This is a genomic window from Streptacidiphilus monticola, assembly GCF_042658505.1.
Taxonomy (GTDB): domain Bacteria; phylum Actinomycetota; class Actinomycetes; order Streptomycetales; family Streptomycetaceae; genus Streptacidiphilus; species Streptacidiphilus monticola.
Genome location: NZ_JBHSQJ010000084.1, coordinates 1 through 14788, shown reverse-complemented (window position 1 = coordinate 14788; position 14788 = coordinate 1). Strand labels below are relative to the sequence as shown.

General features: G+C 72.0%; 14 protein-coding genes. 8 read left to right on the top strand and 6 right to left on the bottom strand.

The features are described 5' to 3' along the window. Nucleotide 1: 1 nt before the first annotated feature. The gene (gene purL, locus ACFP3V_RS20670) at nt 2-2260 is read left to right on the top strand and encodes a phosphoribosylformylglycinamidine synthase subunit PurL (RefSeq protein ID WP_380585572.1); all 2259 of its coding nucleotides are present in this window, start codon (nt 2-4) and stop codon (nt 2258-2260) included. A gap of 102 nt (nt 2261-2362) precedes the next feature. Here purL and ACFP3V_RS20665 read toward each other — a convergent pair whose 3' ends face one another. Both ACFP3V_RS20665 and ACFP3V_RS20660 read right to left on the bottom strand, forming a co-directional pair. Beyond that, nucleotides 2363-3058, bottom strand: a complete 696-nt coding sequence (locus ACFP3V_RS20665; protein ID WP_380585570.1) for an NlpC/P60 family protein — start codon at nt 3056-3058, stop codon at nt 2363-2365. After that, nucleotides 3055-3285, bottom strand: coding sequence for a hypothetical protein (locus ACFP3V_RS20660; RefSeq protein ID WP_380585568.1), 231 nt, complete (start codon nt 3283-3285; stop codon nt 3055-3057). The genes ACFP3V_RS20665 and ACFP3V_RS20660 overlap by 4 nt, the downstream gene beginning before the upstream one ends. 173 nt (nt 3286-3458) lie before the next feature. On the opposite strand from ACFP3V_RS20660, the gene ACFP3V_RS20655 reads away from it, so the two are divergent. After that, a complete protein-coding gene (locus tag ACFP3V_RS20655; protein WP_380585566.1) occupies nt 3459-4028 on the top strand; it encodes a carboxymuconolactone decarboxylase family protein in 570 nt (189 codons plus the stop codon). Then, entirely contained in the window at nt 4025-4909 is an 885-nt protein-coding gene (locus ACFP3V_RS20650) for an RNA polymerase sigma-70 factor (RefSeq protein ID WP_380585564.1), read from the top strand. Before ACFP3V_RS20655 ends, ACFP3V_RS20650 begins: the two co-directional genes overlap by 4 nt. 451 nt (nt 4910-5360) lie before the next feature. Here ACFP3V_RS20650 and ACFP3V_RS20645 read toward each other — a convergent pair whose 3' ends face one another. Next, complete coding sequence (locus ACFP3V_RS20645; protein WP_380585562.1) at nt 5361-6128, bottom strand: SDR family oxidoreductase; 768 nt, start codon at nt 6126-6128, stop codon at nt 5361-5363. Between the two features lie 95 nt (nt 6129-6223). Then, nucleotides 6224-7135 (bottom strand): DMT family transporter, encoded by a 912-nt coding sequence (locus ACFP3V_RS20640; protein ID WP_380585560.1) that lies wholly within the window; start codon nt 7133-7135, stop codon nt 6224-6226. Between the two features lie 63 nt (nt 7136-7198). Between ACFP3V_RS20640 and ACFP3V_RS20635 the strand changes: the two genes are divergently transcribed. From ACFP3V_RS20635 to purM, 3 genes are all read left to right on the top strand, one after another. Next, on the top strand, nt 7199-8011 hold the full coding sequence (locus ACFP3V_RS20635; RefSeq protein ID WP_380585558.1) for a maleylpyruvate isomerase family mycothiol-dependent enzyme: 813 nt from the start codon (nt 7199-7201) through the stop codon (nt 8009-8011). Nucleotides 8012-8100: 89 nt separating this feature from the next. Next, nucleotides 8101-9678 (top strand): amidophosphoribosyltransferase, encoded by a 1578-nt coding sequence (purF, locus tag ACFP3V_RS20630; protein ID WP_380585556.1) that lies wholly within the window; start codon nt 8101-8103, stop codon nt 9676-9678. 39 nt (nt 9679-9717) lie between these two features. Then, nucleotides 9718-10791 carry a phosphoribosylformylglycinamidine cyclo-ligase gene (purM, locus tag ACFP3V_RS20625; RefSeq protein ID WP_380585554.1) on the top strand — a complete coding sequence of 358 codons (1074 nt, stop codon included), beginning with the start codon at nt 9718-9720 and terminating at the stop codon, nt 10789-10791. 129 nt (nt 10792-10920) lie between these two features. Here the strand turns inward: purM and ACFP3V_RS20620 are convergent, their stop codons facing one another. Continuing rightward, nucleotides 10921-11172, bottom strand: a complete 252-nt coding sequence (locus ACFP3V_RS20620) for a DUF3073 domain-containing protein (protein ID WP_380585552.1) — start codon at nt 11170-11172, stop codon at nt 10921-10923. Nucleotides 11173-11496: 324 nt separating this feature from the next. Further along, complete coding sequence (locus ACFP3V_RS20615; protein WP_380585550.1) at nt 11497-12633, bottom strand: Glu/Leu/Phe/Val dehydrogenase dimerization domain-containing protein; 1137 nt, start codon at nt 12631-12633, stop codon at nt 11497-11499. Between the two features lie 134 nt (nt 12634-12767). Here ACFP3V_RS20615 and ACFP3V_RS20610 point away from each other — a divergent pair, with 134 nt between their 5' ends. Together ACFP3V_RS20610 and bldC are read left to right on the top strand one after the other, a co-directional pair. Then, the gene (locus ACFP3V_RS20610; protein ID WP_380585548.1) at nt 12768-13652 is read left to right on the top strand and encodes a DUF8083 family protein; all 885 of its coding nucleotides are present in this window, start codon (nt 12768-12770) and stop codon (nt 13650-13652) included. Between the two features lie 590 nt (nt 13653-14242). Further along, complete coding sequence (gene bldC / locus ACFP3V_RS20605) at nt 14243-14449, top strand: developmental transcriptional regulator BldC (protein ID WP_003949541.1); 207 nt, start codon at nt 14243-14245, stop codon at nt 14447-14449. Nucleotides 14450-14788 lie beyond the last annotated feature (339 nt).

The following is a 14788-nucleotide window of genomic DNA, read 5'->3' as shown; positions in this document are numbered from 1 at the left end:
CATGACTCTCGACACCGTCAAGAACGCAGAGCAGACCCCTGACGTCGAGCAGCCGTGGCGCGAGCTGGGCCTCAAGGAGGACGAGTACCTCCGCGTCCGCGAGATCCTGGGCCGCCGCCCCACCGGGGCCGAGCTGGCCATGTACTCGGTGATGTGGTCCGAGCACTGCTCCTACAAGTCCAGCAAGGTGCACCTGCGCCAGTTCGGCGAGAAGGCCCCGCAGTCGGACGCCATGCTCGTCGGCATCGGCGAGAACGCCGGTGTCGTGGACGTCGGCCAGGGCTACGCCGTCACCTTCAAGATCGAGTCGCACAACCACCCGTCCTACGTCGAGCCCTACCAGGGCGCGGCCACCGGCGTCGGCGGCATCGTGCGCGACATCATCTCGATGGGCGCCCGCCCGGTCGCGGTGATGGACCCGCTGCGCTTCGGCGCGGCCGACCACCCCGACACCCGGCGCGTGCTGCCCGGCGTGGTCGCGGGCATCGGCGGCTACGGCAACTGCCTGGGCCTGCCGAACATCGGCGGCGAGGTCGTCTTCGACGCCTGCTACCAGGGCAACCCGCTGGTCAACGCGCTGGCCGTGGGTGTGATGAAGCACGAGGACATCCACCTGGCCCAGGCGTCCGGCGCGGGCAACAAGGTCATCCTCTACGGGGCCAGGACCGGCGGCGACGGCATCGGCGGCGCGTCGATCCTGGCCTCCGAGACCTTCGAGGGCGGCGGCAAGCCGGCCAAGCGCCCCGCGGTGCAGGTCGGTGACCCGTTCCAGGAGAAGCTGCTGATCGAGTGCACCCTGGAGGCCTTCCGGGAGCAGCTCGTGGTCGGCATCCAGGACCTCGGTGCGGCCGGACTCTCCTGCGCCACCTCGGAGTTGGCCTCCAACGGCTCCGGCGGTATGCGCTGCGACCTGGACGTGGTGCCGCTGCGCGACGCCACGCTCTCGCCGGAGGAGATCCTCATGAGCGAGTCCCAGGAGCGCATGTGCGCGGTCGTCGAACCGGCCAAGGTGGAGCGGTTCCTGGCGATCTGTGAGAAGTGGGACGTCACCGCGACCGTGATCGGCGAGGTGACCGACGGCGACCGCCTGGAGATCTTCTGGCACGGCGAGAAGATCGTGGACGTGGACCCGCGCACGGTGGCTCACGACGGCCCGGTCTACGAGCGTCCCTACCACCGCCCCGAGTGGCAGGACGCGCTGCAGGCCGACGCGCCGACCGCCGAGCGGCTGGCCCGCCCGGCGAACGGCGACGAACTGCGCGCTGCGGTGCTGCAGTTGGTCTCCTCCCCGAACCAGGCCGACAAGTCCTGGATCACCTCCCAGTACGACAACTTCGTGCTCGGCAACACGGTGCTGTCGCAGCCCGAGGACTCCGGCATGATCCGCGTCGACGAGGACTCCAACCTCGGCGTCGCCATCGCCACGGACGGCAACGGCCGCTACGCCAAGCTCGACCCGTACACGGGCGCGCAGTTGGCGCTGGCCGAGGCGTACCGCAACGTGGCCGCGACCGGCGCCAAGCCGCTGGCCGTCTCCGACTGCCTCAACTTCGGCTCCCCCGAGGACCCGGAGGTCATGTGGCAGTTCGCCGAGGCCTGCCGCGGTCTGGCCGACGGCTGCCTCGAGCTGGGCACTCCGGTGACCGGCGGCAACGTCTCGCTCTACAACCAGACGGGCACGGCGGCGATCCACCCGACGCCGGTCGTGGCCGTGCTGGGCGTGATCGACGACGTGACGCGCCGGACGCCGATCGCCTTCAAGGAGGAGGGCCAGTTGGTCTACCTCCTCGGCGACACCCGCGACGAACTCGGTGGCTCCGCCTGGGCACAGTTGGCCCACGACCACTTGGGCGGCCTGCCGCCGACGGTGGATCTGGGCCGGGAGAAGCTGCTGGCCGACATCCTGATCGCGGCCTCGCGCGACGGCATGATCGACGCCGCGCACGACCTCTCCGACGGCGGCCTGATCCAAGCCGTGGTGGAGAGCGCGCTGCGCGGTGGCACGGGCGTCCGGCTCGTCGTCCCGGACGGGATCGACCCCTTCGTGTTCCTCTTCTCCGAGTCGGCCGGCCGGGCGGTTGTCTCCGTGCCGCGCAGCGAGGAGCTCCGCTTCACGGAGATGTGCGGCGTCCGGGGTCTCCCGGCCACCCGCATCGGCGTCGTGGACGGCGACACGGTGGAGCTCCAGGGTCAGTTCTCGCTGACGCTGGACGAGCTGCGCGCCGCGAACACCGGCGTCATCGAGGCCATCGTCGGATAGCCCCGGCGTTCACCACCTCGGAGGTCCGATCCGCACCGGGTCGGACCTCCGTGCGTGTGGTGGGCGGAGCGGGCCCGGGCGACTCCCCGGCCGAGGCCGCGACTACCCCTTCCGGTACGGGAGGAAGGGGCCGTGCCCGGAGAAGTACGGGTACGGGATGACCCGGTGCTTGGTGCCGCCGGGGGACTGCTCGTAGCCCACGTACGCCGTGTGCGAGGCGTCCGCCCAGCGGTCGAAGAGCACGACGTGCCCGGCGCCGCCGGGTGCGCGGTTCAGCAGGATGTCCCCCGCCTGCAGATCCTCCTTCCCGATCGGATGGGACACGGTGGGCAGGTCCACCGTCGTGTAGGACCGGTCCAGGCCCCACGCCATCGAGACGTAGCCCGAGCAGTCCGTGCGCCACCCGTCGCGCCAGCCGCTCATGCTGTAGGGCACCGGGTTCGACGCCCAGCGCTCGGCCCGCTGCAGCACCGACCCCCGGGGGACGGGGCTGCCAGGGAGCTGATGCGGCGTCACCAGCCGCGCGCCCACGGCCCGGAACGCATGGTGCGTCTCCTGCTCCGCGTCCTCGTAGCCCCGGCTGGTCAGCACCATGCGTTCCGCGTCCGCCGCCAACTCGCGGCTCAGCCGCGCCAGGCGCTCCAGCCCCTCCGAGACCGCCTGCGCCGCACGCCGGCACCGCGCCGCCCCGGCCCGCAGCGCGTCCGCGTCGCGCAGCGTGCGCGCCAGCTCCTGCCCGGCGTCGCCGAGCACCTGACGCAGGCTCAGCAACTCCTCCCGGCTCACCTGGACGCTCATCGGCCACCGCCCCGCTCGCGCCGGGCGAACTCGTCCAGCGCCGCCGCCCCCTCCCGGAGCCGCTGGGCGCCCTCCGCCGCCGCCCTCAGCCGCTCCCGCATCCGGGCTCGGAAGGCCGTGGCCGCCCGCCCCTGCCACTCCGCCTGCTGCAGCCTGCGGCCCAGCCGGGCCGCCTGCTCGTCCACCTGCGCCGCGACCCGCCGCAGCTCCTCGGACACCTGTGTCACCGGACCCCCACTCCGTCGAACCCGTCGAACAGGGACGAGGCCGACGCTAGGCGCGGCCTCCGACAGCCGACCCCCTATTCCCACGGATGTTCGCTCCTTCGTGTCACATCCACGGGCGCTGTGTTGTCTCCCCTGCGAAAGCCGCAACCGATGCCGCAACCCAGGAGGCAGCGATGTCCCGCATCTCGCTCACCCCGCGCCGGACGCTCTTCTACCGGGCGATGGAGTGGTACTCGAACCGCACCTACGGCAAGGTGCTCGACCCGGGCCGGGCCATGGCGCACAACCCGCGCGTGCTCTGGGCGGACCTCCGCTTCGAGCAGGCCGTGGCGAAGTTCGACAAGCTCGACAAGGTGCTCAAGGAGCTGGCCGTGATGGCGGCCTCGGCCCGCATCGGCTGCTCCTGGTGCATGGACTTCGGCTACTGGGACGCCCACCAGCTGGGCATCCCGCAGGAGAAGCTGCGGGCGGTCCCGATGTGGCGCGAGCAGACCGGCCTGTTCACGGAGCTGGAGCGGTCGGTGATGGAGTACGCCGAAGCCATGTGCGAGACGGAGCCGGCGGTCACCGACGAGCAGGCGGAGCGGCTGGTCAAGCTGCTGGGCGAGCCGGCCTTCGTGGAGCTGACCATGATGGTGGCCGTGGAGAACCTGCGCAGCCGCTTCAACTCCGCGATGGGGCTGCGCAGTCAGGGTTTCGCCGACCACTGCGAGGTGCCGCCTCGGGTAGCCTCCGGATCGTGACGGACACGACTCTCACCACCTTCGAGGAGCACCGTCCGGTGCTCTTCGGCATCGCCTACCGGATGCTCGGCAGCGTCGCGGACGCCGAGGACATCCTCCAGGACGCCTGGCTGAAGTGGAGCGCCGTCGATGTGGACCAGGTCGCCCAGCCGCGCGCCTACCTGGCGCGGACCGTCAGCAACCTCTCGCTCAACCGGCTCCGGTCGGCGGCGGTGCAGCGCGAGTCGTACGTCGGCCCGTGGCTGCCGGAGCCGCTGGTGACCGCCCCCGAGGACACCGCCGGGGACGTCGAGCAGGCCGAGTCGGTGTCCCTCGCGATGATGGTGGTGCTGGAGACGCTGTCCCCGCTCGAGCGGGCGGTCTTCGTGCTCAAGGAGGTCTTCGGGTTCTCCTTCGGTGAGATCGCGGAGATGCTCGACCGCAGCGAGGCGGCGGTCCGTCAGGTGGGCAGCCGCGCCCGCAACCACGTGCAGGCCCGGCGCCCCCGGTACGACGCCCCGGCGGACACGCGGCGCAGGGTCACCGAGGAGTTCCTGGCCGCGTGCATGGGCGGGGACCTCAACCAGGTGATGGCGCTGCTGGCGCCCGAGGTCACCGCCTGGACCGACGGCGGCGGCAAGATCCGGGCGGCGCTGCGCCCGCTGTCCGGCGCGGACAAGGTGGCGCGCTGGATCCTCGGGGTGCTGCAGCAGCCGTTGCCGGAACCGGTCGAGGTGCATCCGATCCTGGTCAACGGCAACCCCGGCGTCCTGGTCACCGCGGCGGGGGTCCCCGACGACGTCGCGGTGGTGGACCTGGACGAGCACGGCCTGATCACGGCCATCCGCCTCATCCGCAACCCCGACAAGCTCCACCACGTCCAGCCCCCGAGTCCCCGGTAGCCCGGTAGTCCGGTAGAACCGCTCCGGCGGATCTCCGGCGCCCGCGCCGCGCCGCGCCGCCCGGCCCCGGCCTTCGGCCGCAGAGGCGAGCGGAACACGCGGGCCCGCGAGGGGCCATCACCGGCCACGCTCCGGGCCGCTGCCTGGGTGGTGACGCGGGTCTGCCAGGGGGCCCACACGCCCGCCGGGCGCCGGGCCGCTCCCGGGGTGGTGCCGCGGGTCTGCCAGGGGCCATCACCGGCCACGCTCCGGGCCGCTGCCTGGGTGGTGACGCGGGTCTGCCAGGGGGCCCACACGCCCGCCGGGCGCCGGGCCGCTCCCGGGGTGGTGACGCGGGTCTGCCAGGGGTCCCACACGCCCGCCGGGCGCCGGGCCGCTGCCGGGGCGGGGACGCGGGCCCGCCAGGGGCCCACGCGCCCGCCACCAGGCGCCGGGCCGGTTCCGGGGCGGGTCACAACCCGCCGTTGCTGTACAGCAGTTGGCCGTTGATCCAGCCGCCCTCCGCGGACAGCAGGAAGGCGACCAGGTGTGCGGCGTCCTCGGGTGTGCCGAGCCGGCCCAGCGGGGTCCATCGCGTCACATCGGCCCGCTGGCTCTCGCTCATCCAACCGGTGTCCACCGGACCGGGGTTGACGACGTTCGCGGTGATGCCCCGGCCCGCGAACTCCTTCGCCGCCGCCTGCACGATCCGGTCCAGCGCGCCCTTGCTCGCGCCGTAGGGCAGGTTGCCCACGGTGTGGTCGCTGGTGAAGGCGACGATCCGGCCCCGGTCCGCCGGGCCGTCGAAGCGCAGGCCGAACTCCCGCACCAGCAGCCAGGTGGCGCGGGCGTTCACGGCGAAGTGGCGGTCGAAGCTCTCCACCGACGTCCCCAGCAGATCGGAGCCGACGGACTCGCAGTGCAGCATGACCAGCGCCTGGACCGGGCCCAACTCCCGCTCCGCGGCGTCGAAGAGACGCGCAGGAACCTCCGGGTCCGTCAGATCCGCCTCCAGGGCGAGCGCACGGGCTCCCAGTTCCCGCAGCCGGTCACCCAGTGCCGTGGCCGGGTCGGCGGCGTCGCGGCCCCAGGGCATCCGGTCCTCGTAGCCGCGCCAGTAGCTGAAGGCGACGTCCCAGCCCTCCGCGGCCAGCTTCCGGGCGACGCCGGCCGCGATGCCGCGCTCCCGCCCGGCACCGGTCAGCAGGGCAACGGGCCGCGAACGCGAGACAGCGGGCATGGGGCGGATCCCTTCGGAGGACCGGACTGACGACTCCTCAGCATCCAGCGCCCCCCGCCCAGGCCGCACCCCGATTTCCGTGCGGGCGCCCGCGGTCACTTCCGACGGGCCACCGCCACGCCGCCGAGGCAGAGCGCGCCGCCGAGGACCGAGAGCCAGCCGGGGGCCTCGCTGAGCATCAGCCAGCCCAGCAGGATCGAGATCGGCGGGACGAGGTACGTCGTGACGCCCAGCTTCCCGGCGGGGGTGCGGGCCAGGGCGTAGGCCCAGGTGGTGAAGGCGATGGCGGTCGGGGCGGCGCCCAGGTAGACGGCCCAGGCGATCGAGGAGCCGGACGCGTGGCCCAGTTCGCCCGCCAGTCTGCCGGCGAAGGGCAGGCAGGCCACCATGCCGACCGCACAGCCCAGGAAGGTCGCCATCAGCGCCGACACCCGGCCCACCACGGGCTTCTGCACGATCAGCGCCACCGAGTACGCGACCGCCGAGGCGAAGCAGAGCAGCGCGCCCCACCAGTCCGCGTGCGCCCCGCCGCCCGAGCCGAAGCCGATGACGAGGACGCCGCCGAACGACACGACCATTCCCGCCAGCAGCCACCGGGACAGCCCCTCGCGCAGCACCACCCCCGCGATCACCGCGATCAGGATCGGGCTGACGTTCACCAGCATGGACGCGGTGCCGGCGTCCACGCGCCGTTCCGCCGCGTTCAGCATCACGTTGTAGGCGCCGAACCAGAGCAGGCCCACCAGCACGATCCGCGGCCAGTCGCCCTTCGCGGGCAGCCTCTCCCGACGCGCCACGGCCAGCCCGCCGAGGACCACGGTGGCCACCGCGAGCCGCAGCAGCGCCAGCGGGCCGGGAGAGAGGTCGTGCCCGGCCGAGCGGATGCCGACGAAGGCGGAGGCCCACAGGACGACGGTGACGCCCGCCGCGACGGCGGCGGAGCGGGCGGGACGGGCGGGAGGCAGCGGCGTCGAGGTGCTGGCGGTGGGCTGGTTCGTGGTCGTCACCCGCCCACCCTGCGCCTGCCGCGTTTGCCCGCACAAGCGGAAAACGGACACTAAGGTGCCCACATGCCGCCAACCTCCCGCAGCAGCTCGCGGGGCGCGAAGAAGCCCCGCCGCTACGATCCGGCCCGCACCCGCGCCGCCCTCGCGGCGCAGACCGAGGCGCTCCGCTCCGCCGTCCACAGCCTGGGGACGGACGACCTGGACCGGCCCACCCGCCTCGGCAGCTGGACCGTCTGCGAACTGGTGGCCCATCTCGGCACGGTCTACGACTCGATCACTCACGCGGTCGGCGAACTGCCCCCCGCGGGTGATCCCTTGACGCCCAGTCAGTGGATCGCGGCCACCCGCACCGCCGCCCCCGCCATCGAGCGGTACGCCCACGAGATCGCCGCCACGGCCGACCTCGACCGCTCCGCGGACGCCGCCCTCGCCCTGCTCCAGGACGAGTTGACGCGGAACCCGGACCTCGTCGTCCCCATCCGCTTCGGTCCGATGCTGCTCGACGACTACCTGCTCACCCGCCTGATCGAGACCGTCGTCCACGCCGACGACCTCGCCGACGCCGTCGGCATCGACGCCTTCCCGCACGACCGGCACGCCCTCGCCACCGTCACCCGGCTGCTCGCGGACGCCCTGGCCGAGCGCGCCCCGGGCGGCTCGGTCGAGCTGCGGGTGCCGCCCTTCGCGGTCGTCCAGTGCGTCGAGGGCCCGAAGCACACCCGCGGCACCCCGCCCAACGTCGTGGAGACGGACCCGCTCACCTGGATCCGCCTGGCGACCGGCCGCGAGCAGTGGGAACACGCCGTGGACGTGGCGCAACTCACGGCCAGCGGTGAGCGCAGCGACCTGTCCCCGCTACTCCCCGTAATGGGATAGGGCGGGTCTACGCGCGTCCAGCCATCCCGGTGACCTGCGGTTCCACCGCCGGACGCCGGGCGCTGTGCGCTGCCCGTAGACTCGGAGTCGTGCCACGCGGTGACGGAAGACTCAGCCATGACCTCCTCCCCGGCGAGAAGGGCCCGCAGGACGCCTGCGGCGTCTTCGGCGTCTGGGCCCCCGGCGAAGAGGTAGCCAAACTCACCTACTTCGGGCTCTACGCCCTGCAGCACCGCGGACAGGAGTCCGCGGGCATCGCCGTGAGCAACGGCAAGCAGATCCTCGTCTACAAGGACATGGGCCTGGTCTCCCAGGTCTTCGACGAGACCTCCCTCAGCTCGCTCCAGGGCCACATCGCCATCGGCCACGCCCGCTACTCCACCACCGGCTCCTCGGTCTGGGAGAACGCGCAGCCGACCTTCCGGGCGACCGCCAGCGGCTCCCTCGCGCTCGGCCACAACGGCAACCTGGTCAACACCGCCGAACTGGCCCGGATGGTCGCTGAGCTGCCCGGCGAGGAGCACGTCTCCCGCTCCGGCCGCAGCGCCGTCACCAACGACACCGACCAGCTCACCGCTCTCCTCGCAGGCCACCCGGACCTGTCCATCGAGGAGACGGCCCGTCAGATCCTGCCCCTGGTCAAGGGCGCCTTCTCGCTGGTCTTCATGGACGAGCAGACCCTCTACGCAGCCCGCGACCCGCAGGGCATCCGCCCGCTGGTGCTGGGCCGGCTGGAGCGCGGCTGGGTGGTCGCCTCCGAGACGGCGGCCCTCGACATCGTCGGCGCCTCCTTCGTCCGCGAGGTCGAGCCCGGCGAGCTGATCGCCGTCGACGAGAACGGCCTGCGCACCTCCCGCTTCGCCGAGTCCAGGCCCAAGGGCTGCGTCTTCGAGTACGTCTACCTGGCCCGTCCCGACACCACCATCGCCGGGCGCAACGTGCACCTCTCCCGCGTGGAGATGGGCCGTCGGCTGGCCGCCGAGACCCCGGTCGAGGCCGACCTGGTGATAGCGACGCCCGAGTCCGGCACCCCCGCCGCCATCGGCTACGCCGAGGCCAGCGGCATCCCCTACGGCTCCGGCCTGGTGAAGAACGCCTACGTCGGCCGCACCTTCATCCAGCCCAACCAGACGATCCGTCAGCTGGGCATCCGGCTCAAGCTCAACCCGCTCAAGGACGTCATCCGCGGCAAGCGGCTGGTCGTCGTGGACGACTCGATCGTCCGCGGCAACACCCAGCGCGCGCTGGTCCGGATGCTGCGCGAGGCGGGCGCGGCCGAGGTGCACATCCGCATCTCCTCGCCGCCGGTGAAGTGGCCCTGCTTCTTCGGCATCGACTTCGCCACCCGCGCCGAGCTGATCGCCAACGGCATGTCGGTCGAGGAGATCGGCGCCTCGCTGGGTGCGGACTCGCTCGCCTACATCTCCATCGAGGGCATGGTCGAGGCCACGAACCAGCCCAAGGACCGCCTCTGCCGCGCCTGCTTCGACGGCGAGTACCCGATGGAGCTGCCCGACCCGGAGCTGCTGGGCAAGCACCTGCTGGAGGCCGAGATCGCCTCCGCCAAGCAGGCCCCGCCGGTCCGCGGCGGCAACCGCTCCGACGTCGACGGCGTGCAGTCCCTGCTCGGCGGCCCGGGCGCCGCCGACGCGCTCCGCCGTCCCTGAGTTCCCGTCAGCACCCCCGACCCGAGAGGGCCGTCTCCCGTGACCGAGCAGAACCCGTCCGCGCAGGGCGCCACCTACGCCGCCGCCGGCGTCGACATCGAGGCCGGCGACCTGGCCGTCGAGCTGATGAAGGAGTGGGTGGGCAAGACCACCCGCCCCGAGGTCGTCGGCGGCCTGGGCGGTTTCGCCGGGCTCTTCGACGCGAGCGCCTTCAAGCGTTACGAGCGCCCGCTGCTGGCGACCGCGACCGACGGCGTGGGCACCAAGGTCGCGCTGGCCCAGGCCATGGACAAGCACGACACGATCGGCCACGACCTGGTCGGCATGGTCGTCGACGACCTGGTGGTCTGCGGTGCCGAGCCGCTGTTCATGACCGACTACATCTGCGTCGGCAAGGTCCACCCGGAGCGGGTCGCCCAGATCGTCAAGGGCATCGCCGAGGGCTGCGTGCTGGCCGGCTGCTCGCTGGTCGGCGGCGAGACCGCCGAGCACCCGGGCCTGCTCGGCCCCGACGAGTACGACGTGGCCGGCGCCGGCACCGGCGTGGTGGAGGCCGACGCCCTGCTCGGCGCGCACCGGGTGAAGGCCGGGGACGTCGTGGTGGCGATGGCCGCCAGCGGCCTGCACTCCAACGGCTACTCGCTGGTCCGGCACGTGCTGCTGAACCAGGCAGGCTGGAAGCTGGACCGCGAGGTCGCCGAGTTCGGCCGGACCCTCGGCGAGGAGCTGCTCGAGCCCACCCGGATCTACTCGCTGGACTGCCTCGCGCTGGCCCGGGCCACCGAGATCCACGCCTTCGCGCACGTCACCGGCGGCGGCCTGGCGGCCAACCTGGCCCGGGTGATCCCTGACGGCCTGCACGCCCGTCTGGACCGCGGCACCTGGACGCCGCTGCCGGTGTTCACGACGGTGGCCGAGGTCGGCCGGATGCAGACCCTGGAGATCGAGAAGACGCTGAACATGGGCGTCGGCATGGTCGCCGTGGTCCCGGCCGAGTCCGTGGACGTGGTCCTGGCCGTGCTGGAGGACCGGGACGTCGAGGCCTGGGTGCTCGGCGACATCGTGGCGGACGCCCAGGGCGGCGCCGCGCTCTACGGCGAGTACGCCTCCTGAGACACCGGTCGGGCGGGCCCGTGGGCCCGCCCGACATCGCTCCGCGCCAGTCGCCCGGCGCGGAAACGACGAAGAGCCGATCCGGTGGAACCGGATCGGCTGCTCGCCGTTGTACGGGTACGGGTGAGGTCAGGCGCGTTTGCGGGCCTGGCCCGCCGCCTCGTCCTCGTCCTCGTCGTCGTCGGCGTTGTACAGCCGCGCGTACGAGGCGTACGGATCGTCCTCGTCCTCGTCGTCCTCGAACGGCTCGGGATTCACCGACTCGTTCGCAGGAGACCCAGACAGTTCGCTCGCCAGCCGTGCGGCGTCGAAGCCGCCGTTGTTGTACTTCAGCTGGCGGGCGACCTTCGTCTGCTTGGCCTTGGCCCGGCCGCGCCCCATGGCTCGACCCCCTCAACGACGGGGCTCATCACCCCGAGTCTTGTCACGCGATCATGATTGAGAACGGCCCCCCGCCTGAGCACGGGACCTGTCCTTAGAGCAACAACGGTACCTGGTTACAGCGCCGTACGGTACGCCGCCTGTGCGACGTGCCGCACACCGTCTGCAGTCGTAACCATATCGATGCAGGTCACGCCCATTTTCCAAGGCAATTGCGGGCACTGCGGCCGGGCCGTCCCGGCGAGCGATCCGCGTGGATTGTCCCCCGGACGGAGGGCAGCGGGTGAGAATGCCGTTCCCGTCCGGGGGCTCCGGTGCTCCGGCTCAGCCGCGGCGGCTGCCCGGCAGCAGGATCGTGCGCAGGCGGCCGACCTCGGCCATGCGCTTCTCCGCGAGCCGGTCGGCGGCCACCGCCGGCGGCACGCCGTCGGCCTCGGCGCGGGCGAAGATCTCCAGCGTGGTGTCGAAGATCTTCGCGGCCTTGGCCTTGGCCCGCTCGAAGTTGAAGCCGTGGATCTCGTCCGCGACCTGGATCACGCCGCCCGCGTTGGCCAGGTAGTCGGGGGTGTACAGGATGCCGCGGTCGGCCAGGTCCTTCTCCACGCCCGGGTGGGCCAGCTGGTTGTTGGCGGCGCCGCAGACGATCTGCGCGGTGAGCACCGGGACCGTCTCGTCGTTCAGTGCCCCGCCGAGCGCACAGGGGGCGTAGACATCCAGGTCAGCCCGGATCAGCGCCGGGGTGTCGGCGGCCACCTCCACGGACGGATGGGCGGCGCGCACCCGGTTGACGGCGGCCTCGCTCACGTCGGTCACGACGACCTGGGCGCCGTCCTCCACCAGGTGTTCGACCAGGTAGTGGCCGACCTTGCCGACGCCGGCCACACCGACCCGACGGCCCTTCAGGCTGGGTGTGCCCCAACGGTGTTGGGCCGAGGCGCGCATCGCCTGGAACACGCCGAAGGCGGTGAGCACGGACGAGTCCCCGGCGCCGCCGTTCTCGGGGGAGCGGCCGGTGACGAACTCGGTCTCGCGGGCGATCACGTCCATGTCGGCGACGTAGGTGCCCACGTCGCAGGCCGTGACGTAGCGGCCGTTCAGGGACTGGACGAAGCGGCCGTAGGCGCGCAGCAGCGCCTCGGTCTTGATCTTGGTGGGGTCGCCGATGATCACGGCCTTGCCGCCGCCGAGGTCGAGCCCGGCGAGGGCGTTCTTGTAGCTCATGCCCCGGGCGAGGTTCAGCGCGTCCTGGACGGCGTCCTCCTCGCTCGCGTAGGCGTGGAAGCGGGTGCCGCCGAGGGCGGGGCCCAGGGCGGTCGAGTGGATCGCGATGACGGCCTTCAGGCCGGTGTCGCGGTCGTGGCAGAGGACGACCTGCTCGTGGCTGTCGCCGGGGGCCGTGTCGGCCTCGGCAGCGAAGATCCGGCTGAGCACGCCGGACCGGGCCTCACTGACGTCGGTCACTGTGGTGACTCCATTGTCTACTCGCGCCCGCGCGGTGGTGCGGACGTCTGTGACGCCAGACTAGGCCCTCCTGACCGCCTCTTCGTTGGCCCGTTTCCGTCCCGTTGCCGAGGCCCGCGTGCGACGATGCCAAGGTGACTGCGCTGCGGACCTCCGTGCTGCCCCCCTATGCGGCCTATCTGCGCGTCTACGAGCCCCTGGCGGCCTTCGCCGAGCCCGACCGCTCCTACTGGCAGGGCTACGCCGCCTCCCGCACCGAGCCGCTGACCGAGCTGGACGAGCGCCGCCAGCGCCTGGCCGAGCTGACTGCGGTGCCCCCGCTGGCCATACCCGAGCGGGAGAGCCGCGACGCCTTCGTCCACGAGGCCGACGGCGTGCTGCACATCTGCCCCTGGGGCACCCGGCTGCGCAGCTGGCTGGCGCTGGAGCAGCTGACCCAGGAGCTGCCCCCTTCACTGCTGGACGCCCTGGTGCCGGCTCGGGTCCGCACGGACGCCGAGGCCGACTGGGACCGCTGGCGGACCCAGAACCCGGACGGGCGGCCGTGGATCCTCACCAGCACCTGGAACGTGCCGGTGCGCTGGTTCCTGCTGTTCGGCCCGGAGGAGCGTGAGTACGTCCCGGCGCGGCTCACGGCCGATCCCGAGAACGCGGAGGGCGTGAAGCAGCGCACCGCGCCCCTGCTGCGCTACCGCACGCCCATGGCCCAGGCGCGCCGCCGGGTGGCCCGGGGCTTCCGGGTGCTGCGGCAGACCGTGCAGGAGGGCCCGCTGGTCGGCGGGGTCGAGGAGGTCGGCCGCTGGCTGGAGGAGTTCCACCCGCGCTCGCTGGTGGAACTGGACTACGGCGGCCTGGTGCACGCCCTGCCGGAGAGCGAGCTTGCCGCGGACCACTCGGCGGGCGACGTCGAGCTCGGCCTCGCCGCGCTGCGCGAGGGGGACAGCCGCAGGGCGGCCCGCTGCTACCGGACGCTGACCGAGCGCTGGCGCCGGGTGCAGGACCTGGAGTTCGCCAACTGACCACCCGTCCGGGACCGAGGCTCCCGGACGGTCCGGCGGGGCGTGGCGGGTTACCGCCAGGACCGATCACGCCACGGACCGAGCCGGGCGTTGTCGGACATGCGTGGCATCCTTCCCTCAGGCGTCACGGGGGGTTTTATGACGACTCGACATGGGACCAACCTCTCGAGTCGGGTCAATACCCGACGAAGGTGATCTGACTCACCGTTGACGCGAAGCACTCACTGGGTGTCAAAATAGGACAACCAGCCTCACTAGTAGTGCGGTGTGCCCCGGTACATCCGTTCTGCGTGGGTTGAGGGCCTTCGCGGGGGGAGCGGGGGGTCTGGGATGCCGTGACCGATGGTCACTCTTGAGTGACTGTCCGTTATGGCATGGTCCGTCGCCTTCCGTCGAGCTTGAACCCACAGGGGTCAATTCCGACGGTTTGGCCGATAGGACTGGACGGATGGTGTAGTTGTAGTGCCGAGGACAAGCCGTTCGTCCTATTACCGACTTGGGAGGCGTGCGCCATTTCGGGCATCGCCACCCAAGGTGCAGAATTTCTAGGAAAGAACCGTGTTGGTTCGGTTCTCCCGAGGAGGCCGCTCATGACCGCTCGCACCCCTGACGCCGAACCTCTGCTGACGCCGGCTGAGGTTGCCACCATGTTCCGCGTGGACCCGAAGACGGTCACGCGCTGGGCCAAGGCCGGCAAGCTCACGTCGATCCGGACGCTGGGTGGGCACCGCCGCTACCGCGAGGCGGAGGTGCGCGCCCTGCTTGCGGGTATTCCGCAGCAGCGCAGCGAGGCCTGAGGCCTCGCGATCCCTCAGCTTTTCGGGCAACCGTTCGGCACGTGGGGCGGGGATCGATCTTGAAAGAGAAGCCGACTGCACCGGACTCCGCCGGGTCCGGTGCAGTCGGCTTTTCCGTTGGGAAAAGCCCGGCCGGGACGGGGGCGGGTGGGGTGCAATGGCACATATAAAATTCGTGGGGTCCGTGGGGAGCTGGTCCGGACCAGGTTTCATATTCTGATCTGTGGTGTGCATCACATCAGCCACACCCGGCCCACACAGCGGGGGCACGGCTGCGGGTACACAAGAGATCAGCCCGGATCCTCGCGGATCCGGGCTGATCATGTGCGACCCCGACGG